Annotated in this window: 19 protein-coding genes and 1 tRNA gene; 7 read left to right on the top strand and 13 right to left on the bottom strand. The window is 51.7% G+C overall.

Annotated features, from left to right (window positions below; genetic code table 11):
* Positions 1-28: 28 nt before the first annotated feature.
* Positions 29-949, bottom strand: a complete 921-nt coding sequence (locus J7L64_09490; GenBank protein ID MCD6452574.1) for a hypothetical protein — start codon at positions 947-949, stop codon at positions 29-31.
* A gap of 194 nt (positions 950-1143) precedes the next feature.
* Here J7L64_09490 and J7L64_09485 point away from each other — a divergent pair, with 194 nt between their 5' ends.
* Positions 1144-1785, top strand: coding sequence for a threonylcarbamoyl-AMP synthase (locus tag J7L64_09485; GenBank protein ID MCD6452573.1), 642 nt, complete (start codon positions 1144-1146; stop codon positions 1783-1785).
* The gene (locus J7L64_09480; GenBank protein ID MCD6452572.1) at positions 1782-2633 is read left to right on the top strand and encodes a DUF1848 domain-containing protein; all 852 of its coding nucleotides are present in this window, start codon (positions 1782-1784) and stop codon (positions 2631-2633) included. The genes J7L64_09485 and J7L64_09480 overlap by 4 nt, the downstream gene beginning before the upstream one ends.
* A gap of 58 nt (positions 2634-2691) precedes the next feature.
* Here J7L64_09480 and folD read toward each other — a convergent pair whose 3' ends face one another.
* Entirely contained in the window at positions 2692-3561 is an 870-nt protein-coding gene (gene folD, locus J7L64_09475; GenBank protein MCD6452571.1) for a bifunctional methylenetetrahydrofolate dehydrogenase/methenyltetrahydrofolate cyclohydrolase FolD, read from the bottom strand.
* Positions 3562-3575: 14 nt separating this feature from the next.
* The gene (locus J7L64_09470; protein MCD6452570.1) at positions 3576-5282 is read right to left on the bottom strand and encodes a formate--tetrahydrofolate ligase; all 1707 of its coding nucleotides are present in this window, start codon (positions 5280-5282) and stop codon (positions 3576-3578) included.
* A gap of 183 nt (positions 5283-5465) precedes the next feature.
* Here J7L64_09470 and J7L64_09465 point away from each other — a divergent pair, with 183 nt between their 5' ends.
* Entirely contained in the window at positions 5466-7154 is a 1689-nt protein-coding gene (locus J7L64_09465) for a M20/M25/M40 family metallo-hydrolase (GenBank protein MCD6452569.1), read from the top strand.
* Positions 7155-7176: 22 nt separating this feature from the next.
* Here the strand turns inward: J7L64_09465 and J7L64_09460 are convergent, their stop codons facing one another.
* A complete protein-coding gene (locus J7L64_09460) occupies positions 7177-7641 on the bottom strand; it encodes an NUDIX hydrolase (protein MCD6452568.1) in 465 nt (154 codons plus the stop codon).
* 54 nt (positions 7642-7695) lie between these two features.
* Here J7L64_09460 and J7L64_09455 point away from each other — a divergent pair, with 54 nt between their 5' ends.
* Positions 7696-9315 carry an amidohydrolase gene (locus J7L64_09455; protein MCD6452567.1) on the top strand — a complete coding sequence of 540 codons (1620 nt, stop codon included), beginning with the start codon at positions 7696-7698 and terminating at the stop codon, positions 9313-9315.
* On the opposite strand, the gene rsmD is transcribed toward J7L64_09455, so the two are convergent.
* Entirely contained in the window at positions 9316-9873 is a 558-nt protein-coding gene (gene rsmD, locus J7L64_09450; GenBank protein MCD6452566.1) for a 16S rRNA (guanine(966)-N(2))-methyltransferase RsmD, read from the bottom strand.
* Positions 9870-11966: an ATP-dependent DNA helicase RecG gene (gene recG, locus J7L64_09445; GenBank protein MCD6452565.1), complete on the bottom strand. Its 2097-nt coding sequence runs from the start codon at positions 11964-11966 to the stop codon at positions 9870-9872. Before recG ends, rsmD begins: the two co-directional genes overlap by 4 nt.
* Positions 11967-12122: 156 nt before the next feature.
* On the opposite strand from recG, the gene J7L64_09440 reads away from it, so the two are divergent.
* The 3 genes from J7L64_09440 to pgeF all read left to right on the top strand — a co-directional run bounded on the left by J7L64_09440 (position 12123) and on the right by pgeF (position 16627).
* On the top strand, positions 12123-14141 hold the full coding sequence (locus J7L64_09440) for a peptidase M49 (protein ID MCD6452564.1): 2019 nt from the start codon (positions 12123-12125) through the stop codon (positions 14139-14141).
* 175 nt (positions 14142-14316) lie between these two features.
* Complete coding sequence (locus J7L64_09435) at positions 14317-15903, top strand: radical SAM protein (GenBank protein MCD6452563.1); 1587 nt, start codon at positions 14317-14319, stop codon at positions 15901-15903.
* On the top strand, positions 15884-16627 hold the full coding sequence (gene pgeF / locus J7L64_09430) for a peptidoglycan editing factor PgeF (protein MCD6452562.1): 744 nt from the start codon (positions 15884-15886) through the stop codon (positions 16625-16627). Before J7L64_09435 ends, pgeF begins: the two co-directional genes overlap by 20 nt.
* A 2-nt stretch (positions 16628-16629) precedes the next feature.
* On the opposite strand, the gene J7L64_09425 is transcribed toward pgeF, so the two are convergent.
* The 7 genes from J7L64_09425 to J7L64_09395 all read right to left on the bottom strand — a co-directional run.
* Positions 16630-17385, bottom strand: coding sequence for a hypothetical protein (locus J7L64_09425; GenBank protein MCD6452561.1), 756 nt, complete (start codon positions 17383-17385; stop codon positions 16630-16632).
* Between the two features lie 112 nt (positions 17386-17497).
* Positions 17498-17573 (bottom strand) — tRNA-Ile (locus J7L64_09420).
* A gap of 55 nt (positions 17574-17628) precedes the next feature.
* Complete coding sequence (gene rpoD / locus J7L64_09415; protein ID MCD6452560.1) at positions 17629-19308, bottom strand: RNA polymerase sigma factor RpoD; 1680 nt, start codon at positions 19306-19308, stop codon at positions 17629-17631.
* Positions 19309-19345: 37 nt separating this feature from the next.
* On the bottom strand, positions 19346-21103 hold the full coding sequence (locus J7L64_09410; protein MCD6452559.1) for a DNA primase: 1758 nt from the start codon (positions 21101-21103) through the stop codon (positions 19346-19348).
* Between the two features lie 3 nt (positions 21104-21106).
* Positions 21107-23518: an endonuclease MutS2 gene (locus J7L64_09405; protein ID MCD6452558.1), complete on the bottom strand. Its 2412-nt coding sequence runs from the start codon at positions 23516-23518 to the stop codon at positions 21107-21109.
* Between the two features lie 85 nt (positions 23519-23603).
* Positions 23604-23813, bottom strand: coding sequence for a 30S ribosomal protein S21 (locus tag J7L64_09400; protein ID MCD6452557.1), 210 nt, complete (start codon positions 23811-23813; stop codon positions 23604-23606).
* Positions 23814-23943: 130 nt separating this feature from the next.
* Positions 23944-24134: 1-(5-phosphoribosyl)-5-amino-4-imidazole-carboxylate carboxylase (locus tag J7L64_09395; GenBank protein MCD6452556.1), on the bottom strand; the 191-nt coding region annotated here is incomplete at its 5' end.

The raw sequence follows: 24134 nt of genomic DNA, 5'->3' as shown, positions 1-24134 counted from the left end.
TCCCCCAAACTTTTATTTTGCTAACCTACTACTTAATCACCACCGCTTGCCTCATTATCTCGTTGGGTATCCTGAAGCCGATCAAATCAACCACCCTCTTATTGACCACCAACTTCACAAACCCAGGATATTCCGGTGGCAACTGCTTGACAGTCCTTCCTGCCATTATCTGATTCACCATCTCCCCTGCCTGACGCCCTATTCCTTTAAAATCAGCCACTACCCCTACCGCAGCCCCTGTTTTTACCAAATTCTCTGAGGGAACGACGAGGGCTATTTTGTTCTCGATACAAAACTGTCTCAAATAAGGAAAAACATTGAAAGAATCACCTAATTCAGATGGATGTCCCAGGGAATCGTAAAGGATATCGATTCTCCCCTTTGCCGCTTTAAGGACAGTAACTACCTCCTTAGACGACCTTATGGGCAGTGACATCACCCTGAGTCCTAAACGGGCACCTTCCCTCTTCGCCTGCTCGACAATTCCCTTGTTTCTACGGGGATTATAGAGAATTCCCACCTTCGAATCTGGCTTCGCCATATTGCTTATCATATATAGAACTCCTTGAATAGGAACATCGATATAAACACCAGTTACATTATTCCCCGAGAGACCCAACCTTAAAGGATTGAGGACCGCACAATAAATGATGGGAAAACTATTCCTATAGGGTAGAACCGAAGAGGCTGCATCATCGCCGATTACACATACCACCTTGGGAGAGGAGCTTATGAGACTTTGAACCACCGTATTATTCCCTTCTTTATTCCCTACCAGGAAGTAAACATTAGGCGTTTGCTTTGAAGCCTCCTTTAAACCAGCTAAAGCATCCATATATATCTTTGATTTACTACTAACGAGAACAGCCACCCCTTGCGAATAACACAAAACAGGCACAAAGAGGAGAAAAGGTAATATCATCAGCGAGGAGAACTTTCTTCTTCTCATCCTCTCTTTCTCCTTCTATAGTTTTCAAATAGCGGTTTTATTATCTCATACATATAAAATTAAGTCAATCCAAACTCTACTTTTAGAGGAATATAGAAAAAATCGGTAGAGAGAAATAAAACACTCATTATCAAGATACACCGAGTCGTCTAGAGCTTAACCAACACAACAGAAGTAATGATATAATCATTTCTATGAAGATACTAAGATTGAACGCCGAACAGATAGAGGAAGAAAAACTCAAATTAGCGGTTAAGGTACTAAAAGAAGGGGGAATCGTCTCCTACCCTACCGAAACCTTCTATGGCCTTGCCGTTGATCCCTTCAATAAAAAGGCAGCGGAAAGGATCTATCGGATAAAGGGACGGGATTTCCGACAACCGCTACTCCTCATCATCTCCGAGGTGGGGGATATAATAAGGTTCGGAATTAAACCTCCCCCATCGTTCCAGAAACTCTCCCACCATTTCTGGCCCGGACCGCTCACCATCGCCCTTCCGGCACCGGCAGGGATCCCTGAATACCTTATCGGAGAAGGAGGCGGGGTTGCCTTCCGCTTATCGAGCAATAGGATCGCGCGAGAGCTCTCCCGCCTTTTCGGACGCCCGATAACGGGAACAAGTGCCAATCGCTCAGGTGCTCCCCCACATACCACTGCCTCAGAAGTAGTTCGCGAACTCGAGGGCAAGATCGACATCATCATCGACGGAGGAAAGACAGAAGGGGGAGCCCCATCTACGGTGATAGGCTTGACAATGGATCCGCCAAAGATCATTCGTGAAGGGGCGATAGGAAGAGGGGAAATAGAAGAAGTATTGGGGGTGAGGCTCAAATGAGGGAGGAATCCCTCTTTCCCGAAAAGGAGAAGCTAAAGCAGGTGATCTCAGCATCGAGGAGGACTGATATCCCCGCCTTTTACCTTGATTGGCTAATTGATGGGATAAAAAAGGGCTATGTGGCAGTTAGAAACCCTTACTCTGGCGAGGAGAGGAAGGTTTCCCTCCTTCCGGAAGATGTCCATACCATCGTGCTCTGGTCCAAGGACTTCGGGCGCTTCTTAAAAAAGCGGGATGCGTTCTCCCAGTTTTCCCTCTTCTTCAACTTTACGGTGAACGACTGTCCTGAGCTTGAGCCGAATATCCCCCCGCTTCCTGAGAGGTTAAGGCAGGTTGCTGAGCTCGTCCGAACCTACGGCAGCAAGCGAGTAGCTTGGCGGTTCGACCCGGTCGTCTTCTGGGACGAAGGGCGAAAGAATAACCTCAAAGGATTTCCTCATCTCTGCGAGCGAATGGCAGAACTCGGCATAAGACGGGTGATCTTTTCCATCTTCACCCTCTACAAGAAGGTGAAGGCTCGAGGCGATCGGTTGGGCATCAATTTCTACGCCCCCTCCCCCTCGGAACGACGAGAGGTGGTGGAATGGATGATCGAGGTGGCGGGAAGATATAGGATAGCACTATATGCCTGCTGTTCCGATGATCTCCTTGCCATCCCCGGGGTCAACAAGGCACACTGCATAGATGGAAAATTCCTTTCCACCCTTTCCCCTGAGCCCTGCTCCTTGAAGAAAGACAAAGGACAAAGGCGCGAATGCGGTTGCACCGAAAGTATCGACATCGGAGATTACGAGCGGATGCCCTGTCTCCACAACTGCCTCTACTGCTACGCCAACCCAAAACTTTGAACCAAGAAAAAATAAAGCACCCATAAGGGTGCTTTGACATAAGAGATATCTTAGAACTTTATTCTATTCCTGCATTTAATTTCGCGGCGCGGAGGGTGTTCTTCATCAACATCGTTATCGTCATCGGACCGACACCACCGGGAACCGGGGTGATCTTGCTCGCCACCTCCTTCACCGCCTCGAAATCGACATCGCCACAGAGCCCCTCGGGAAGCCGGTTCACTCCCACATCGATCACTACCGCATCGGGCTTTACCATATCTGCGGTAACGAACTTCGCCCTCCCCGCAGCCACGATCAGGATATCTGCCCTCCGTGTATGAGAGGCGATGTCCTTCGTCCTCGTATGACAGACGGTAACCGTGGCGTTGGCGTTTTTCTTCTTCTGGAAGAGGATGTTCGCCATCGGTTTGCCCACGATGTTGCTTCTCCCCACGATTACCACATCCGCCCCCTCGATGGTAACTCCGGAGCGAACGAGAAGCTCCTGGATTCCCGCCGGGGTGCAGGGGAGGAAATCAGGATCCCCTATCATCAGCTTTCCCAAGTTCACTGGATGAAAACCATCAACATCCTTCTTGGGATCGATGGCGTAGAGAACCCGTGCCTCGTTTATGTGCTTGGGGAGAGGAAGCTGAACCAGGATCCCGTGTATTTTCTCGCTCTTGTTCAACTTGTCGATGAGCTTCAACAGCTCTTCCTCGCTCGTCTCCTCTGGGAGATGATAGCCTTCAGAATAGATGCCGAGTTTCTTCGAGGTCTTCTCCTTCATCCCCACATAGACTTTAGATGCCTCATCCTCACCAACGAGCACAGTGGCAAGCCCGGGGGTAATGCCGTGCTTTTCCGAAAGGAGGGCAACCTCGTTGGCTATCTCCTCTCTTATCTCGGCAGATATCTTTTTCCCGTCTATTAATTCTGCTGGCATCTTTCCCTCCTTACTTAGAACAAGCCCACCGTCTTGCCCGTCTCGTCGATATCCACTGCCTGGAAGGCTGCCTTGGTGGGAAGACCGGGCATCGTCTGCATCTTCCCCGCTATGGGATAGAGGAAGCCCGCCCCAACAGATGCCCTGATATCGCGGATGGGGAAGGTATATCCCGAAGGAGCGCCCTTCCAGTTTGGATCATGCGAGAGGGAAAGGTGGGTCTTAGCCATATTGATGGGAAGCTTGTCATAACCAAGCTCGGTATAGAGCTTTATTTTCTTCTCAGCAAGTGGCTCATAGCTCACCGAAGAGGCGCCGTAGATCTTGGTGGCGAGGGTCTCGATCTTCTCCTTGATGGAGAGATCATCGGGATAGAGGAAGTGGAAATCGCTTCCTTTCTCGCAGGCAGCGATCACTGCCTTAGCGAGGTCGGTAGCGCCAGCTCCTCCCTTCGCCCACGCCTCGTGAGGAACCGCATCCTCGGCACCGAACTCTATCGCCTTTTTCCGCACGAACTCTATCTCCTCATCAGTATCGGTGGTGAATCGATTTATGGCAACCACCGCCGGCACCCCGTGCATCTTGACTATCTCAATATGGCGTCTCAGGTTTTCGCAACCCCGCTCAAGCGCCTCCATATCGACCTTGCCCGCCACCTCGGGATCGAGCTTCTGCCCCGGCTTTATGGTGAAGGCACCACCATGCATCTTGAGCGCCCGGATGGTAGCCACGATAACCGCACAATCGACCTTAAGCCCGCTCTGGCGACACTTGACATTGACCAACTTCTCAAACCCACAGTCGGAGCCGAAACCGGACTCGGTTACCACATAGTCAGCAAGCTTCAAGGCAATCATATCCGCCAACACCGAGTTATTACCGTGAGCCACATTGGCGAAGGGGAAGCCGTGAACGATCACCGGGGTATTCTCAGTGGACTGGACGAGGTTCGGCTTGAGCGAATCCTTCATCAGTACGGTCATCGCCCCTGCCACCTTAAGATCCTCAGCGGTTACCGGTTTTCCATCGTAGGTAAAGCCTACCACCACCCGGCCTAAGCGTTCCCTGAGGTCCTTTATGTTAACCGCGAGTGCATGGATAGCTGCCGTCTCAGTAGCAGCGGTAATATCATAGCCCGCCTCCCGGGGATAACCATTCGCCTTACCACCCAAGCCGATCACTATGTTTCTGAGCGCCCTGTCGTTCACATCGACCGCCCGGGTCCAGGTAATCGAGAGGGGATCTATGTTCAGCGGGTTCTTGTGAAGGATACTCGCATCTATAGCAGCGGCACAGAGGTTGTGAGCAGATTCGGTGGCGTGGATATCTCCGGTGAAGTGAAGATTGATGTTCTCCATCGGAAGAACCTGGGCATATCCACCACCGCAGGCGCCACCCTTGATACCGAAGGTGGGTCCTTTCGAGGGCTCGCGGAGGGTGTTTATCACCTTTTTCCCCAGCCGAGCCATCCCAAGACCAACACCCAAATTGGTAACCGTCTTTCCCTCACCAAACGGTGTAGGGGTGATGGCGGTCACCGTGATAAACTTGCCGCTCGGGCGGTCCTTTAGCCGATCCAGTATATCGAGCGATATCTTCGCCATATACTTCCCGTAGGGCTCGAGCTCCTCCTCGAGGATCCCGAGCTCCCGGGCGATCTCCACGATCGGCTTCAATTCAGCAGATTGAGCGATCTCAAGATCGGAAGGTATTTTAGCCATTTTCCCCTCCCTTAAGTGGTTAGAAGTTCTCACCTCATCTCGACACGAACCCATAAGTATAGAAAATGTTTTTGTCAATAGCAAGCGAAAATTTATTGGGCCGAGAGGAAAATATCATCCCAAAAAATTAACCACATCGAAATAAGTAATGGTATTATATAAACAATCAAAGGAGGAGATGCGATGAAAAGAACCGGTTTGAAACTGGCGCTTGCCCTCGGTTTAATTGCGGGGGTAATTATTGGTCTAAACATCATAGGATGTGGTAAAGGCTCAGGCATCCCCAAAGCAGCCAAGCTGGCAATGGATGAAATATCTCCCGAGAGGATAAAGGCACACATCCGCTTCCTTTCCGATGATCTTCTTGAAGGGCGGGGCACAGGAACCAGAGGGGATGACATCGCCTCACTCTACATAGCCACTCAGTTCGCCTTAGCTGGGGTAAAACCAGCGGTTGGGGGCTCCTACTTCCAGACCGTTCCTCTGGTGGGGATCACCACCCTTCCCGGAAGCTCCCTTAGGTTCTCGAAACGGGGCAGAGTGATCCGTCCCAAGGTGCTTGATGAATATGTGATGTGGACCGAGAAGGAGGTGCCGAGGCAGAATGTGAAGGGAGATCTTGTCTTCGTGGGCTATGGCATCGTGGCACCGGAGTACAACTGGGACGATTACAAAGGGGTGGATGTCAAGGGTAAGATTCTCCTTATGTTCGTCAATGATCCACCATCGAAGGACCCGAAGTTCTTTGGGGGCAAGGCGCTCACCTACTATGGCCGTTGGACCTACAAGTTCGAGATAGCGGAAAAGAAAGGGGCGATAGGTGCTATACTCATCCACACCACCCCCACCGCCAGCTATGGTTGGGATGTAGTTAAAAACTCCTGGAGCAGGGAACAGACATTCGTCTCGAGACCGAACAACCCGAACCTCCTCGCCCTTGAGGCTTGGATAAATAAGGGTACAGCGGAAAAGCTTTTGAAAACCTGTGGCTACACCTTGGATGAACTCTTTGCCAAGGCGGCAAAGCGAGATTTCAAGCCGATTGACCTTGGGGTAAAAGTATCCGCCACCATCAAGAGCAAGATCCGCAACATAAAGACGAACAATGTGATCGGCATCGTCGAGGGAAGCGATCCCAAGCTGAAGGAAGAAGCGGTCCTCTTCACCGCCCACCACGACCATCTGGGGATCGGTCCCGCGATGAATGGAGACAACATCTATAACGGCGCAGTGGATAATGCCTCTGGGGTAGCTACCATTCTTGAGATCGCCCGGGCAGTAGCCTCCGCTAAAGAGAAGCCGAAGCGGAGTTTCATTTTCATCTCCACCGCCTGCGAGGAGGGAGGGTTACTCGGCTCCTCCTACTATGCTACCCATCCCATTGTCCCTCCGGCAAAAACCGCTGCCGATATCAATATCGACGCCGTATCCGTATGGGGGAAAACCGCTGATTTCACCTTCTTGGGGTTAGAGAAAACTACCTTGGAGCCAATAGTAGCAAGGATGGAAAAGGAACTCGGGTTCAAGGTCGCCCCTGATCCTCACCCAGAGGCAGGCCATTACTACCGCTCCGATCACTTCCCGCTCGCTAAGGTTGGCATCCCAGCGATAAACCTCAACAACGGACCTACCTTCATCGGAGAAAGGGCGGAGTGGGCAAAGAGGATGCGAGAGGAGTATAGGAAGAAACACTACCACCATCCCTCTGACGAATTCAGCCCTGACTGGGATCTCTCCGGTGCTGCTCAGGTGGGCAGGGTAGCCCTCCTCTTCGGCTGGTACATCGCCAATGCACCGGAGCTTCCCTCCTTTAAGAAAGGGGATGAGTTCTATCAGGTACGGCAGGAGAGCTTCAAGGCGGTGAAACAATAAAACCGGTTAAAAAGGGGGGAGGTTAACCCCTCCCCCCCTTTTTCCATTTAAAATAGTCCGCCAATATCTTCGAGTGATCGAAGGCTAAGGGGGAGGGAAGGCTATCTTCCGTGAAGATGGCAAGCTCTTTGGCATCATCAGCCGCCTTTGGTACCCCCCGCCCTCTTGCCACGAACACGGTAGAGACGGTGTGCTCCCTCGGGTCCCTCGCGGGATCGGAGTAAACACCGAGAAGCCTAAGATCGGATATATCGAGCGAGGTCTCCTCCTTCGCCTCCCTTACCGCACAGTGCTCCACCGTCTCTCCATAATCGAGAAACCCACCCGGTATCGCCCAGCCATATGGAGGATTCTTCCTCTTGATGAGAACGATCCCCTCCTTTCCCGAAGGGTCCTCCACCTCTATGATGATATCCACCGTGGGGATGGGATTACGATACTTCTTCACTACGGTGCCACACTTAGGGCAGATAAGAGGGGTGCTCATTTTCTCCTCCTTCGGTTTAAGATTAGATTATAATCGAAAAGAAGGAAGGATGGTATGAGGAAAAGAGAAATGGATCTTATCCTGTTTGGGGGGAGAATCTGGGGAGGGGAAGAGATAGGTTTCCTTCCCGGGCTTGCCTGTGCTGACGAACGGATTGTCGCCATTGGAAAGAAGGAGGAGCTCCTTCCCTTAAAGACGGCAAAAACCGAAATAATAGACCTAAAGGGAAGGCTCGCCATTCCCGGGTTCAACGATTCCCATCTTCACCTAATCGAAGGGGGGCTCAACCTCATTGCCCTCGATCTTTCCCAAGTGAAAAGCCGTGCCGAGTTTGTTTCTAAGATAGCGGAATATGCAAAATCCCTCACCAAGGGGGAGTGGATCCTCGGAGGAGGCTGGGACAACGAAGCCTGGGAGGATAAAACCCCTCCCACTAAAGATCTCATCGATCCCTTCACCAAGGATAACCCCCTCCTCCTTGCCCGGGTGGATTGCCACATCTCGCTCGCCAACTCATATGCCCTCGCCCTCGCCGGGATCAACGAGAATACGGAGGACCCTCCCGGAGGAACCATTCTCAGGGATGAGCGAGGAGCGCCAACCGGATTACTTGCTGACTCCGCCCAGCAACTGGTCTCGCAAATGGTGCCACCGCCATCCGAGGAGAAGCTCCTCTCAGCGGCGAAAAGGGCTCTTTCCGAAGCAGCGAAGGTGGGGATTACCTCGATCACTGAAAATGCCTTTTTTACCACCGATATCGCCAAGATCGCTCCGGAGATCCTCCATACCTATCAAAACCTTTTAAAGAAAGGGGAGTTGACACTTCGGGTAAACCTCCTCCTTCCCATAGAGGCGCTTGATACCATCTCCTCTTTAGGTATAGAGAGCGGGTTTGGTTCATCAAGGCTCAGAATAGCGGGAGTCAAGGGGTTTCTCGACGGATCGCTCGGTGCGGGTACTGCCCGCTTCTTCGAACCCTATACCGATAACCGGGAAACAAGGGGCATCTTCACCACTCTTCCTGAAAAGATACGAAGGTTGGTGAAAAAGGCGGTTAAGGAGAATCTCCTGCCAGCGATCCATGCAATCGGCGATGAGGCGAACCACATCCTCCTCGATATCTACGAGGAGATAATAAAGGAAAAAAAGAGCATCCCTCTCCGTCTCCGGGTGGAGCATGCCCAACATCTCAGGCGGGAGGATATCGCCCGGATGGGGCGACTGAAGGCAATCGCTTCCGTTCAGCCACACCACGCGGTGGACGACCTTCGCTTCCTCGAGCGTAAGCTCGGAAGAAAAAGGGCGGAAACAAGCTATCCCTACCGCTCCCTCCTCGAAGCGGGTGCCATCCTCGCCTTCGGCTCAGACTTTCCAGTAGCTCCCCTCTCTCCACTCGAAAGCCTCTACGCCGCGGTAGTAAGAAAAGGAAAGGAAGAGGTAGAAGACTGGTTCCTGAAAGAACGGCTTCCCCTCATCCCCGCCCTCACTGCCTATACCAGAGGAGGGGCTTATGCCACCGGCGAAGAGGGGGTAAAGGGAGAGTTATCTTTGGGCAAATTTGCCGATATCGTGGTCCTATCTCAGGATATCTTCGAGATTCCGGAGGAGAAGATAGCCGAGGTCGCGGTCGATCACACCATCTCAGGGGGGAAGATCATCTACTCCCACAGATGATTAATCTTCCTTGAGCTGATAGACGGAGATGAAGGAATCGCCACCGCGAAGTAGCTTTACCCGAATAAGCTTATCCACCACCTCGGGGAGGGTGAGCTTATGGAAATGCTCGAAAGCGGCAAGCCCTCCCTCAGAGATCAACCTCCCATCAGCGACAAGGGCAAGTAGCTCGAGGTAGTCGAACCGATGATAGGGAGGATCGAAAAAGAGGATATCGAACCTCTCGTCCCTCCATTTGAGCTCGTTCAATGCCCGCTCGTAGTTCAAAGGAAGGATGAGCGATCGGTCGCGAAAGCCACATTTTCTAAGGTTCAATTCTATCACCTTTATTGCTTCCTCGTTCTCTTCGATGAAGATAGCCACTTCTGCCCCCCGGCTCAACGCCTCGATCCCCATCGCCCCGCTTCCGGCAAAACAGTCGAGAAACCGGACACCTACTACCCTTTCTCCAAGGAAGTCGAAGAAACTTTTCCTGATCCTCTCCGCACTGGGACGGAACCTTCCCCTCCTCCCCGTTGAAAGCCTGAATCCTCTTTTATCTCCACCGATCACCCTCATTGAGCCAACCTCAACCCAAACCTACCCTCCCAGCGGTGGCGAAGATAATGCTCAAGCATCCGCCCCTCCACCGAGGAGGTTTCGATTATGAAAAATGCCTCTTTCCTCGCAAGCTCAAGGATCTCTCGATCCCGCACGATATCCCCCAACCTGAGACCGGGCATACCCGCTTGCTTCAAGCCGAGAAGCTCCCCCGGTCCCCGGAGCTTCAAGTCCTCCTCAGCCACGGCAAAACCATCCTTCGCCCTCTTGAAGGCGAGAAGCCTCCTCCTCGCTAACGCCTTTGCCTCTTCACTTCCCGGTGGCTTGGGGATGAGAATGCAATAGGAAGGATGTTCCCCTCGCCCCACCCTTCCCCGTAGTTGATGGAGCTGAGAGAGGCCAAATCGCTCCGCATGCTCGATGACGATGACCGAGACATTGGGGAAATCGATCCCCACTTCGATAACCGTGGTGGAAACAAGCAGGTTTATCTCGCCCTTGGCGAAGCGACGCATCACCTCTTCCTTCTCTTCGCTTTTCATCCTTCCGTGAAGAAGCCCTACAACGAACTCAGGGAATACCCCCTTCAGCCTCTCCGCTTCCTCCTTCGCTGCCTTCAGGTCGGAACTCTCCCTCTCTTCGATCATCGGACAGATAACGAAGACCTGTCTTCCCTCTTCCATCTTCCTTCGGAGAAATTCATGCACCTCTTTTTCGTTTTCCTCGGTCTTGATGATCGTCTTCACCTCTTTCCTCCCCGGAGGGAGCTCATCGATCACCGAAAGATCGAGGTCCCCGTAAATGGTTAGGGCAAGGGAACGAGGGATCGGGGTGGCGGTCATAACGAGGACATCGGGGTTCGCCCCCTTCCCTATTATGTTCGTCCGCTGGAGGACACCGAAGCGGTGTTGCTCATCGATAACGACGAGACCGAGACGACGGAAGGAGACATTCTCCTCGATAAGGGCGTGGGTGCCAATGACGATGATCCTCTCCTCATCCTTAATAAGGGAAAGAACCTGCTCCCTCTCCTCCCCCTTGACCCCACTGGTAAGGAGAACCACTCGATAGGGAGTTTTTAAAAGGAGGTTTCCTATCGTCCTATAGTGCTGTTCTGCCAGGATCTCGGTTGGTGCCATCAGGGCTGCCTGATAACCGTTCTCCAGGGCGATTATCATTGCAAGAAGGGCGACGATGGTCTTCCCTGAACCGACATCTCCCTGGAGGAGGCGACGCATAGGCCGAGGGGAAGCCATATCCGAGGCGATCTCGGCAAGAACCCGCTTCTGAGCGTTGGTGAGGGAGAAGGGAAGCACCTCCTTCGCCCGTTTCCGTACCGCCTCATCGATTATGAACTTTATACCGTTCCTGCTCAGCCTTTCCCTCCTCCTTAAAGCGAGGCCCCCCTCGAGAAGGAAGAACTCCTCAAAAATAAGCCGGTGATGGGCAGGAGAGCGAAAGGAATTGAGCGAAGAAACTGACCACCCAGCAGGAGGAAAATGGATGAAGGAGAGCGCTTCCTTCCTTTTGAGAAAGCGATGTTTAAGGAGCACCGATGAAGGAAGAACCTCCTCCACCTCGTCTAAAGACTGGATGAGCTGATAGATTATCTTCCGCAGGGTACGGCTTGTCATCGTCCCTACCCGCCGGTAGATGGGAACGATCCGTCCCATATGGGGAGAAGGGAGTTTCTCCCCTTCCTCAACGAGCTCGAATTCCGGGTTCTCGAGCTCAAGTGCTCCCCTCGCTCCCCGAGATAAGGAGCCAAAGAGGATGATCCTCTTTCCCTTCTTGATCGAGTCCCTAAGATAAGGTTGATTGAACCAAATCGCCTTGACGGAAGCGGTGCCGTCATCGACCAGCGCCTGAAAGAGGACAAACCCCTTCCTCCTTGTTGGGACTACCACAGCGGAGATGATCCTCCCTGAGATCACCACTTCTTCGCCCGGGGTGAGCTCGGCGATATGGTGGAAGTTGGTCCTATCCTCATAGCGAAAGGGGAAATAATAAAGGAGGTCCTCAACCGTGGTGATGCCCGCCCTGGCGAACACCTCTGCCCGCTTGGGACCAACACCCTTAACATACTGAATGCTGGTATCAAGCCTTAACATAGAACTCCTCAGGGGTTTATCCTACCACGCAACCCTCAAAATGACAAACGCCCCTTCCCTAATGATGGGGAAATCGCTTGACGAGAGGGAGAAGGAAAAGTAGAATTTTTACCGTGAGGTAAAAACATTTATCTTAATCAGAATAGAGGAGAGGATATGAGGAAAAGGTATTTTATCTTTACCGTGATTTTGGTCTTCACCCTTATTTTGGCTCCATCATATTTGGCAATGGGAACCAAAAAAGAGAAGGGACGGGTCTATTTCCTTGAGCAGGTAGGAAACACCCAATTCGTAAGGATATACGCTGATGGCTTCGAGGAACTTCCCCTAAAGGAGAAACTCCTCGCCTATTACCTCTATAAGGCGGCGATAGCAGGGCGGGACATCACCTATGACCAGAACCACCGTTATGCTCTCGAAATAAGGAATATCCTTGAGGAGATCATCACCCACAGCAAAGGGATCGATGAGAAGGTCCTCGCAAAGATCACCGACTATACCAAGCTCTTCTGGGCAAACAACTCGAATTACAACGAACGGACAAAGCGGAAATTTATACCCGAGGTGAGCTTCGAGGAATTTGTCTCTGCTGCCAAGAAGGCGTTCGCAAACGGGGCGGACTTCGGGGTAAAGGACGAGGAGAATTTGGTGGCGAAGCTTCATCACCTCAAGCGAGCGATATTCGATCCAGATTATGAGCCATTGGTCACCAACAAATCACCTGCTCCCCCTGATGACATCATCACCGGATCCGCCAACAACTATTACTACAATGTTACCTTAAAGGAGGTCGAAGCCTTCCCCGAAAAATATCCCTTAAACTCCCGCCTCGCCAAAATAGATGGGAAGATCGTGGAGGAGGTCTATCGGGCAGGTGGGGATGGCATCCCTCCAGGCCGATATGCAAGAGAGCTCAAGAATGTGATCAAGTATCTGGAAAAAGCTCTCCCCTACGCCGAGGGGAAACAGAAGGAAACGCTTAAACACCTCATCCGCTACTTCAAAACCGGGGACCCTGCCGATTTCCGGCGCTATAACATCAGCTGGGTGAGCGATAATCCTCCGGTGGATACGATAAACGGCTTCATCGAGGTCTATAAAGACGCAAGGGGGATCAAGGGAGAATACGAGGCGTTGGTCTACTTCGTGGATAAGAAGAGGACAAAACTAATGCGGGACCTCGCCACGATCGCCCAGTACCTGGAGGACCGAGCACCCTGGAAACCAGAGTACAAGAAGAAATGGGGGAATGTCCCGGTGGCAAACTCTATAGCGGTGCTCATCGGGGTAGGGGGCGCTGGACCGATGTCGCCCATTGGCATTAACCTGCCAAACGCCCAAGACATCCGGGAGAAGTACGGGAGCAAGAGCGTCCTTTTAGGAAACATTATGACCGCAGCAAACCAGGCAGTGGGGGCGAAACTAACCAAGGAATTCGCCTTGACCAAGGAGGAACAGGAAAGAGCTTCCCGGTATGGTGAGATAGCGGGCTCGGTTCATGTCGCCCTCCACGAGGTGGTGGGGCACGGCTCAGGCAAGGTGAGCCCAAAATTGACCAAAGATCCCTCGGAATACCTCCGGGAATACTACTCCACGATGGAAGAGGCGCGGGCAGATCTGGTGGGCCTTTACCATATCTGGGACGATAAGCTGATCGAGATGGGAATCATCCCCAACAAAGAGGCGGCAAAGGCAGCGTACGACTCCTATGTCCGCGGCGACCTCACTATGCTGAGACGGATAAAGAGCGGAGATAGGATCGAGGACGATCATATGCGCGCCCATCATCTGATCGTGAACTACCTCAAGGATAAGACGAAAGCGGTCGATGTGATCAAAAAGGACGGAAAGACCTACTTCAAGGTGAACGATTACAAAAAGATGAGGAAGGGGGTAGCAGAACTCCTGGCTGAGATTATGCGGATAAAGGCAGAAGGGGACTACCAAGCGATAAAGAAGCTGGTCAACACCTACGGGATTAAGATAGATACCAAACTTCGCGACGAAGTAGTCGCCCGGTGCAAGGCAATCAATTACCCGAGCTATACCGCCTTCGTGATGCCACGGCTCTCATTGGTGCGGAATAAGGAAGGCAAGGTCGTGGATGTCATCGCTCACTACGATGAGGACTTTGCCACTCAGATGCTCCGCTTCTCGGGAAAGCTCAAAAAATAAGACAAAGAGGGAGGGGTGAAAGGGGAGGGAAACTTCCCTCCCCTTTTTATTTGAGAAACGGAGATAAGGGAGAAAAAACCAAGATAAACGAGGAGAAAGCTCCATTAACCTGCGGGAAATAAGAAAGAAGATACTGGCTAAAGAAACAAAACTCATCCCGGAGAAGAAAGAGGGGATGATAAGGATCGCCCTCGTCTTCCCCAACCGCTACTTCCTCGGGATGGCGAACCTCGGCTTCCACGCCGCCTTCCGCCTGTTCAATCGAGAAAAGGCAGTGGTCGCGGAACGGGCTTTCCTCCCAGAAAAAGACGAGGAAAAAGAGTTTATAAGGAGAAATACACCCCTCACTACCATAGAATCGGGAATGCCCCTTTCGTCCTTCGACATCGTCGCCTTCTCCTCGTCCTATGAGCTCGACTACCCAAACATCGTTAAAATCCTCGATCTCGCTGGCATTCCCATCTACGCTGAGGCAAGAGATGAAGGGATGCCCCTCATCATCCTGGGCGGCGTCTCCTCATTCCTCAACCCGGAGCCAATAGCTCCGTTCATCGACATCATCCTCGTCGGCGAGGGGGAAACTCTCATCCCCCTCCTTATCGAAACCTACCTCCGAGAACGAGGGGATAAAGAAAGGATAAAGGAAGCACTCGCCCCGATGCTCGGCTTTTATATCCCCTCTTTCTACAAGATCGAATACGACGATAAGGGAGAGGTTATCGACTTTGCAACCGAAAGGGGGGCGACCCCTAAAGTAAGGAGGGCGATCGCTTTCCCCTTACCTGACCCCCCTCAGGCCTCATCCGCCATCATAACCCCGGACGCCGAGTTCGGAGCTACACTTCTCGTTGAGCTTTCTCGCGGATGTAGCTCCGGTTGTTTCTTCTGCTTCGCCGGCTATAACTACCTTCCCTGTCGGGAATACCGAGTTGAGGGGATCATCTCACGGATCGAAGAGGCGAAGGGAAGGTTCGAAAGGGTGGGCTTGATCGCTTCCTCTATCACCGATTATTCCCAGAAGGAAACCTTATTCGACTTTCTCCGTCGGGAAGGGGTGGGGATAACCATTTCCTCGCTGAGGCTTGAGTTCCTCGATGAAGCCTGGGCTTCCTTCCTTGCCGAACGGGGCTTGAAAACCGCTACCATCGCCCCGGAAACAGGGAATGAGAGGCTCCGCTTCAGAATAAATAAGAAGATAACCAACAGCGATATACTAAAGAAGGTTGAGCTCATCCTCTCCTCAGGGATAAGAAATATAAAGCTCTATTATCTGGTAGGACTACCGGGAGAGACCGAGGAGGACTTGAAGAAAACGGTAAAGCTCACCGTCGAAATAAAAAAGATGATGAGGGGAAAAGGTAGGCTTTCGGCAAGCATTAGCTCCTTCATCCCCAAACCGCACACCCCCTTTCAGTGGGTAGAGATGGGAGAACTGCCTTACCTCAAGAAGAGCCTCGCCTACCTGAAGAGGGAACTTTCATCACTCGGGATCGAGACATCAGGGATGGGGATGAGGGAGGCAACTCTACAGGCGATACTTGCCCGAGGGGATAGAAGGCTCGCCCCAGTGGTAGCAAGCATTGCCCGGGGGGAGAGTCTCCGCTCCGCTCTTTCCTCTGCGGGCTTGGGAAAAGAGATCTTCCTCCGAGAACGGGCTACTGAGGAAAGGCTCCCCTGGGAGCATATAGGAGGAATGGACAAGAAACGACTGGTCAAATTAATCACTGGTAAAGGAAGGAAAGATGAAGAAGTTCACCCTTAAGAAGAGGGGGAATATCACATTCTTATCTTACCCTCCCCTCGAAGAGATACCCTGGCTTATCCAGGGAACCAGCCTCAAGATCGAAACTAAAAGGAGGGACGATCCTGCTCTTTTAAGCTTCCTTGAAGCTCTCGAGATCAGGACCGTTCCCCTCATCACCCTGAAACAGGTACATAGTTCAAGGATAATAACGATAAAAGGAGACCCTGAGAACTTTAAAGGGATAAGTGGCGATGGCTTGATCACCGATCTTCCTAAAGTGGCAATAGGGGTCTTCACCGCTGATTGCGTTCCTCTAATCTTGGTAGCGAAGAAACGAAGGGCAATAGGAGTAATACACGCCGGTTGGCGGGGGACAATTGGGGGGATCGCAAGGAAAGCGGTAAGGGAGATGATAAAGGAATACGATATCCTACCAGAAGAAGTAGTCGCTCTAATGGGACCCGCCATCTCCGCTAAGTGCTACGAGGTAGGGGAGGAGGTGATGAAGGCATTTCGAGAACGTTTCCCCGAAGGTGAGGGAATTATCTCCAGCCATAAAGGAAGATATTTCATCGATCTCTCTAGGGCGAATAAATACCAGCTTATAAGGGAGGGAATAAGGGAGGACAATATCATCCTCACCGAACTCTGCACCTTCACCAGCTCCCTTAAGCTGCCATCCTATCGTCGAGAGGGGGAAAAAGCGGGGAGGATGCTTACCTTAGCGATGATAAGGGGATGAACTCACTCCTCCTCGATGAACGGTTCTATCTCCTCATCGGAAAGGGTCTTTCTTTCACCTCGGTAGTAAAGGATCCGGTTGCAATTGGCACAGAAGATCAATTTGTCCGTCGAGCGGAGCTCGGCATAATCCTGAGGGGTAAGGCCCACGAAACAACCCTGGCAGATGCCATCCTTCACCTCGACTACCGCCACCCCACCTCGTGCTGTCCTCAGCCGATCGTAGGTGGAAAGAAGATCTGAAGGGACCTTAGCGGCGATTTTCTCCCTTTCTCCCTCTACTTGGACGAGTTTTTCTTCCTCCTTCTTGAGCTCCAAAGCTAACTCTTCTCTTCTTTTCGCTATCTCGCTTCCTTTATCAGCCAACCTCTTCTCCGCTTCTTTCACCTCAAGAGAGAGTTTATCCGCGAGCTCCAACTCCTCAAGGATGTTCGTCTCCGTCTCCGATATCAACGATTCTACCGCGTCTATCTCCGCAAGAAGCGCCTGATACTCCTTGTTCGTTTTGACCTCCATCAGCTGTTTTTTGTACTTCGACTCCCTATCCTGAAGCTCAAGGAGTTCCTGTTCCAGTCTTCTCCTCCTCTTCTCACACTCTGAGAGCTCGTTCTTCTTGCCCGAAAGTTCCTCTTCGTAGCTCTTTTTCTCCACATCAAGCGCCTCCATAAGCTTGGGTATTTCCTTGATCCTCCGCTTGAGAAGGGTTATGGTGTTATCCTTCTCCTGAAGTTCGATTAAAAGCAATAGGTTTTCGTTCATCAAACCCACCTGCCGTAAAGACATTAAAAAAGGGTGTTCGTAGCGAACACCCCTCGCCCTTCCGCCATTACCTCTCGTGGTGACAACTATAAACTCCCCTCTATAAAAGAAATGGTGGGCCCACCTGGATTCGAACCAGGGACCTCCCGGTTATGAGCCGGTGGCTCTGCCAGCTGAGCTATGGGCCCCTTACATCTTTATTATAGGAGGGGTTCCCCCTCCTGTCAATGGAGAAAGGGAGGATCATTTCCTCCAGTTTTCGATAAAGGAGCGAAGCTTACGGCTCCGGGAAGGATGTCTGAGCTTCCGCAACGCCTTCGCCTCTATCTGCCTTATCCGCTCCCGGGTTACTGCAAAGCACTGCCCCACCTCCTCCAGGGTATGCTCCGTCCCGTCGCCCATCCCAAAACGCATCTTGAGAACCATCTCCTCCCGCGGGGTGAGGGTCTTCAATACCTTCTCCGTCTGCTCCTTAAGGCTCATATTGATCACCGCCTCAGCAGGAGAAACAACCTTCCGGTCCTCGATGAAATCGCCTAAGTGGCTATCCTCCTCCTCCCCTATTGGGGTCTCAAGCGATATCGGCTCCTGAGCTATCTTGAGCACCTTGCGCACCTTGGAGACCGGCATATCCATCCTCTTGGCTATCTCCTCTGAGGTCGGCTCACGCCCCTTCTCCTGAACCAAGGCGCGGGAGGTCCGAATGAGCTTGTTTATCGTCTCGATCATATGAACGGGGATCCTTATCGTCCGCGCCTGGTCCGCTATCGCCCGGGTGATCGCCTGCCTGATCCACCAAGTAGCGTAGGTGGAGAATTTATACCCCCGACGATATTCAAACTTCTCCACCGCCTTCATCAACCCGATGTTACCCTCCTGGATGAGATCGAGGAACTGAAGACCCCGGTTGGTATACTTTTTGGCGATGGAGACGACCAACCGCAGGTTCGCCTCTACCAGCTCCCTCTTTGCCTGTTCCGCTTCCCTCTGCCCTTCGGTTATCATCTTTAATGTTCGCTTGAGTTCAGAGGCAGAGGCTTCAATATCCCGTTCGATAGCAGCGATTTCACTCTTGATCTCGGCGATACCCTGGCGATATAGATCTCGCTCATACTCATCTCGGGCAGCGGTTAGAAGTTTTTTCTCGGTGGAAAGCTCTTCTTCCCAACGCCTTATCGCCTTTACTTTCTTCTCGAGGAGATCAATAAAATGCTTCTTCACCTTTTCTGAGAAATGGAGCATTCGGATCAGCCGGGATATCCACACCTGATGACGGGCGATTTGTCTTTCGATATCCTTTCGCTCCTTGGAATCATCGGGCAAGGAGAGAAGTTCGATAAGAAGCCTTCTTCTCTCCTCATCGTGTCTCTTTATCTCCTCAATAGAGAGAAGCAGCCGCTCTTTTCTCTCCTCGACTCCCCCCTCTCCCATATCTTCGTCGGAGACCTTCACTATATCCCGAACATCTATTTCCCCACGGGAAAGTTCTTCGCCCAGTTTAATGACCTCTCGTACCACCAACGCCGACTTCGAAAGAGCGCGCACCACCTTCAGCTCACCACGCTCGATCCTCTTGGCTATCTCGATCTCTCCCTCCCGATCGAGAAGGGGTACCGAACCCATCTCCCTAAGATACATCCGCACTGGGTCACTCGTCCGCTCATAGGCATCGGCAGGGGATGGTCCCACATCTACCGGGATCGGTGTAGAAACCTTCCTCCTCTTGATCCGCTGGTACTTCTCCTCCGAATCTACCAGCTCTATACCCTCCTCCTCGAAGACCTCGAATATATCCTCTATCTCCTCAGGGGAGGTGATTTCAGGAGGAAGAAGGTCATTTATCTCATCATAAAGAAGATAACCCTTCTGCTTTCCCAAAGACAAAAGGCGCTTTACCTCTTCATATTTATCCTCGATCCTCAACGCTCCCCTCTCCTTTCATAGGTCAAAAATAATAACCTCAAAATAAATGCTCCATTTCCTTTCTTATTTTTAATTTAGTCCTCTGAAGCTCACTTGCCAACTCAAAATCGCCCTTTTCCTGAGCAGCGGTTAGCTCCCGCTGGATCCGGGCAAGCTCCCGGGAAAGACGCGTCCGCTCAAGTGCCGTAAGACAGCTCTCCACCTGTGAAGGATCGGTGGAATCAAAATCAGCCAAAGACAGTTTCTGAAGGAATTTCTTCTCCTCTTCAGAGGAGAGTCTTTCCTCGAGAGAAAAATAATCGAAAGAACCATCCTTGGTGTAAGAATCCTTCATCGCTTGAAACACCGCCAAGGAAAGAGGTTCTTTAAAATGCGCTGGCACAAGCTTCTCCGATACCTGGGGGAATATATCCGGGTTATCAAGCAGTATCCGAAGAAGCTTGAATTCCCCTTTGCTTGGTAAGAATTCGGTCGAAGTAACCTCCTCAGATAGCTTCGAAGCCCCCTTAGCAAGTGCCCGCTTTAGCTCGGAGAGAACCAACTCCTCCTCGAGGGCAAAACCCTCGGCTATCTTCGATACATAGGCGAGTCGCTCTATCTCATTTGGCACCCTGGATATATAAGAGAGAACGGAATTTATCGCAGAAACCTTCTCCTTCGGTTCGGTCATATCCCGCTCGGCTTTCTCCTTTTCGATGAGAAAATCGATCGCCTGAGGAGCAGAAACGAGAAGCTCACGAAACTCACGAGGAGAACGCTCCTTAACAAAGGAATCGGGATCAAGCCCCTCAGGAAGGAGCGCCACCTTCACCCGAAAACCAGCGGGGAGAAATACGGAGACCGCCCGCGCTGCCGCCTTCCTTCCCGCATCATCACCATCGAAGGCAATGATTACCTTGTCGCCGTACCGCTTCAACAACCTTGCATGCCCCTCGGTGAAGCTCGTCCCCAACGGTGCCACCACATAGTTAAAACCCGCCTGATAAAGGGCAATGAGGTCCATATACCCCTCGACAAGAAGGGCATAACCCCGCTTCGCTATCTCCTTTTGGGTTAGGTTAAGTCCAAAAAGGAGCTCGCTTTTCTTAAAGACGATGGTCTCCGGTGAGTTCAAGTACTTCGGCTCGGCGGAGGAAAGGGTTCTTCCCCCAAAACCGACCACCCCTCCTCGAGGGGAAATGATAGGGAATATCAACCGATTCCGGAAGAAATCATAACAGCCTTCCCCCTCGCTCCTTCTCACCGCAAGTCCGCTCGTAATAAGAAGTTCGGGGGAAACCCCCTTCTTGGTAAGGGTGGAGACGAGATCATCCCAGCTGTCCTTGGCATAGCCGAGCTTGAAAAGCTCGATCATCTCCTTAGAAACACCCCGTTTTTCGAGATAGTGGAGGGCGGAACTACCTCCACCTTCGGTTAGATTCTTCCGAAAATGGGCGAGGGCGAGCTCGTTAACCCTGAGTACCTCTTTTCTAAGGCTCTCCTTCCCCTCATCCCTTCTTCCCTCAGGAATGGGCACGCCATATCGCTTAGCTAAATACTCCACCGCTTCCACAAAGGAGAGTTTATCCCGAAGCATCAGGAATTTGACCACATCGCCTCCAGCACCACACCCGAAACAGTGAAACAGCCCCTTCTCCGGACTAACCACGAATGAAGGGACCTTATCGGGGTGAAAGGGGCAGAGCCCCTTATAATTTTTCCCCCGTTTTTTGAGAGAGACCGTTTCCGATACCACCTCAACGATGTCTGCTCGTGCTCTTATCTCATCCATTAACTCGCGTGTTATTCTTCCCATCGGCTAAAGATCCAAGGTCACTACAGTAACCCCATTCCCCCCTTCCTCTGGCCTTCCCGGTCTGAAGGAGAGGACATAGGGCTGATCCTGAAGAAACTGGGTGATCGCCCTTTTGAGCCTGCCTGTACCAAGGCCATGAATTATCCTCACCTCTTTAAGGTGAGCGAGAAAGGCAGAATCGAGGAATTTATCCGTTTTCGCCACCGCCTCCTCCACGGTGAGCCCAATAAGATTGAGCTCGGGAAGAAGGTTCTTTGTCGCAAGCTGAACACTCACCCGGGGCTTTTTCTTGGGGGAGGAAAGAAGCTCTACCTGAGAGGGAGGAAGGAGCATCCTCTTTCCCAAAACCTGAAGGGAGATATCCCTCCCTTTCTCCTCATCCCAGTCTTCAAGAACCTCCCCCTCGCGCCCGAGAGACTTAACTATAACCCTGTCGCCCTTCTTAAGCGATTTTGGTCCTCCCTTTCCGGAAGAGAGCTCAGCAACCTCCTTCACCTTTAAGACTTCATCCACCTTTTGCTCAAGTTCGGCAAGACGAGACTTCATCACCAGAAGCATCTCCTTTGCCAGTGCCTTCTCCTTTAGCTCTGCCAAAACCTCCTCTGCCCTCTTTATTATCTCGCCCTTCAACTGCTCCCACTCCCTCTTCCGCTCCCTCTTCCATTTTAGCTTCTCCTCGGTAAGTTGCTGTAATCTCTCTTCCAACTCCGCTCTCACTTTGGCTACCTCTTCTTCCTTCCTCTTAACCTTCTCCCGCTCGCTTCCGATTACCGCAAGCTCCCCCTCCATCTTCTTTATGAATTCCTCCACCCTCTGCTCGTTCTCGCCTATAAACTCAGCTGCCCGGATAAGGACCTCCTTGGGAAGTCCTTCCCGCTCGGCGATGATGAAGGCATTACTGCTTCCCGGTACCCCCTGGATCAGGCGATAGGTGGGGCGAAGTGTCTCCCGATCGAACTCGACTGAAGCGTTCTCCATCCCCTCCTTACCATAGGCGTAGATCTTAAGCGCATTATGATGAGTAGTGACCAGGGTATACCCCCCTCGTTGATGAAAGTACTCGAGAATAGCGATCCCGAGCGCAGCCCCTTCGGAGGGATCGGTACCAGCGCCTATCTCATCGATCAAAACGAGCGCTGGTTGTCTCAGCTTCGCCATCATCCTCTTGATATTTTTAATGTGAGAGGAGAAGGTGCTTAAGCTCTGGATGATACTTTGCTCGTCCCCGATATCAGCGAAGATGGAGCGGAAAAGAGGAAGCTGGGAATCCCCTGAGGCAGGGATAGGTATTCCCGACTGAGCCATCAATGCCAGAAGTCCCACCGTCTTGAGCACCACCGTCTTCCCGCCGGTGTTCGGCCCGGTGATGACCATTGTATTCTTGCTCGGGGTGAGAGTGAGGGAAATCGGTACCACATCCTCATCGCTTTTCACTACCTTATCCGCCACCCCAGCCTTGATAATGAAGGGGAAAAGCCTCTTGTCGAGTAGAGGATGCCTCGCTTCCTTCAGGATAAGCTCTCCTGAGGGAACGATCTTGGGAACAGCGGCATCGAGGGTAAGGGCGAACCTCGCCTTCGCCAGGATGAAGTCGAACTCAGCCAAAAGCCGGGAAAGCTCTCTCAATTCAGGAATATACCCCCTGATCAACGAGGTTAGCTCGGCTAAGATCCGCCTTACCTCCTCCCTTTCCCTCTGCTCGAGCTCAACCAGTTCGTTATTGAGCTCCACAGTGGCAAGGGGCTCTATGAACAAGGTAGCTCCCGAGGCAGAACGATCCTGTACCACCCCGGGCACTGCCCCTTTGTGCTCCGCCCGAACCGGGATCACAAACCGCCCATTCCTTACGGTAATTATCGACTCCTGAAGCAGTTTTCCCACCTCTGGCTTCGATATCAATGTGGTGAGAACCTTCTTCACCCTTGTCTGGAGGAGCTTCGTTCTCTTTCTTATTCGGGCGAGCTCCGGACTCGCTGTATCCACCACCTCTCCCTCTGGATTGATCCTCGCTCTTATCTCGGAGTGAACAAGAGAGAGATCAGGGACCCTCTCAGCAAGAGAGGACAGAAGAGGAAAATCATCCTTCAGCTTTAGAAAGGTTCGTCTTATCCCCCTTCCCAAATCAACATCATCCGCTACCGCCTGGAAAGCGGCGACCTCGAGAACACTCCCCTCAGGTTCCGCCAACGAAAGGATGCTATCCAGCTCCTTGGCAAGGGCGAGGTTGATCTCTCCTCCACCAGCAAGGAACCTCATCATCTCGGCGGATAGAGCAAGCGCTCGCTCTACTGTTGGAAGCTCCCTACTAGGGGAAAGACGAGAAATTCTCCTCTTACCTAAGGGCGAGGTGGAGAATAGGGTAAGAATTTTCTTGATCTTATCCAGGTCTAATATCCTGGTTACCTCTTCCTCCATCAGGAATCAAAATAAGAAATTGCACCCTCTCGGGCACAATTCCTTATTTCCCTCAAGTTTTGACCGTTGCCTTCTAAATTGGGAATTAGATTAGCCCGTATTTTCTCTCCTGAGCAAGACGCTTCAGGAGTTTCTTCCTTGCGGCTAAAGCCTTTCTCTTACGCTTAACGCTTGGTTTTTCGTAATGTTGTCTTCTTTTAAGTTCGGAGATTATCCCCGCTTTCTGACAGACGCGCTTAAACCTCTTTATCGCCTCGTCTATCGACTCGTTTTCCCCTACCTTGATGTAGGGCATCTACCTTTTCCCCCTCTCTTTAATTTTTACACAACAAAATCTCGCCTTTTCCCAAAGGCTTGTTTAAAATATAGAATTTGATTTAGGATTTGTCAAGTGGTTGTTTAAGAAAAAATCTCTCAAAAAGGGGCTAAAGACGATTTATCAAACTGGCAAAATAAGCAGCACCGAACCCGTTATCTATATTGACCACAGCGAGGCCAGAAGAACAACTGGTAAGCATCGCAAAAAGGGCGGTAAGCCCACCGAAACTCGCCCCATAGCCCACCGAGGTAGGAACCGCAATGACCGGCGCCGATGAAATACCCGCCACCACCGAAG

The organism is Acidobacteriota bacterium, assembly GCA_021161905.1.
Lineage (GTDB): Bacteria > Acidobacteriota > B3-B38 > Guanabaribacteriales > JAGGZT01 > JAGGZT01.
This window is presented reverse-complemented; position numbering and strand designations above follow the sequence as displayed.

Excerpts from the sequence above, each read along its gene's own strand:
- pgeF (MCD6452562.1), top strand. The coding sequence starts at position 15,884 with ATGAAGAAGTTCACCCTTAAGAAGAGGGGGAATATCACATTCTTATCT.
- J7L64_09440 (MCD6452564.1), top strand. The coding sequence starts at position 12,123 with ATGAGGAAAAGGTATTTTATCTTTACCGTGATTTTGGTCTTCACCCTT.
- J7L64_09460 (MCD6452568.1), bottom strand. The coding sequence starts at position 7,641 with ATGAGCACCCCTCTTATCTGCCCTAAGTGTGGCACCGTAGTGAAGAAG.
- J7L64_09405 (MCD6452558.1), bottom strand. The coding sequence starts at position 23,518 with ATGGAGGAAGAGGTAACCAGGATATTAGACCTGGATAAGATCAAGAAA.
- J7L64_09485 (MCD6452573.1), top strand. The coding sequence starts at position 1,144 with ATGAAGATACTAAGATTGAACGCCGAACAGATAGAGGAAGAAAAACTC.
- J7L64_09455 (MCD6452567.1), top strand. The coding sequence starts at position 7,696 with ATGAGGAAAAGAGAAATGGATCTTATCCTGTTTGGGGGGAGAATCTGG.
- J7L64_09400 (MCD6452557.1), bottom strand. The coding sequence starts at position 23,813 with ATGCCCTACATCAAGGTAGGGGAAAACGAGTCGATAGACGAGGCGATA.
- J7L64_09410 (MCD6452559.1), bottom strand. The coding sequence starts at position 21,103 with ATGGGAAGAATAACACGCGAGTTAATGGATGAGATAAGAGCACGAGCA.
- J7L64_09480 (MCD6452572.1), top strand. The coding sequence starts at position 1,782 with ATGAGGGAGGAATCCCTCTTTCCCGAAAAGGAGAAGCTAAAGCAGGTG.
- J7L64_09435 (MCD6452563.1), top strand. The coding sequence starts at position 14,317 with ATGATAAGGATCGCCCTCGTCTTCCCCAACCGCTACTTCCTCGGGATG.
- J7L64_09425 (MCD6452561.1), bottom strand. The coding sequence starts at position 17,385 with ATGAACGAAAACCTATTGCTTTTAATCGAACTTCAGGAGAAGGATAAC.
- J7L64_09470 (MCD6452570.1), bottom strand. The coding sequence starts at position 5,282 with ATGGCTAAAATACCTTCCGATCTTGAGATCGCTCAATCTGCTGAATTG.
- J7L64_09465 (MCD6452569.1), top strand. The coding sequence starts at position 5,466 with ATGAAAAGAACCGGTTTGAAACTGGCGCTTGCCCTCGGTTTAATTGCG.
- J7L64_09490 (MCD6452574.1), bottom strand. The coding sequence starts at position 949 with ATGAGAAGAAGAAAGTTCTCCTCGCTGATGATATTACCTTTTCTCCTC.
- recG (MCD6452565.1), bottom strand. The coding sequence starts at position 11,966 with ATGTTAAGGCTTGATACCAGCATTCAGTATGTTAAGGGTGTTGGTCCC.
- rsmD (MCD6452566.1), bottom strand. The coding sequence starts at position 9,873 with ATGAGGGTGATCGGTGGAGATAAAAGAGGATTCAGGCTTTCAACGGGG.
- folD (MCD6452571.1), bottom strand. The coding sequence starts at position 3,561 with ATGCCAGCAGAATTAATAGACGGGAAAAAGATATCTGCCGAGATAAGA.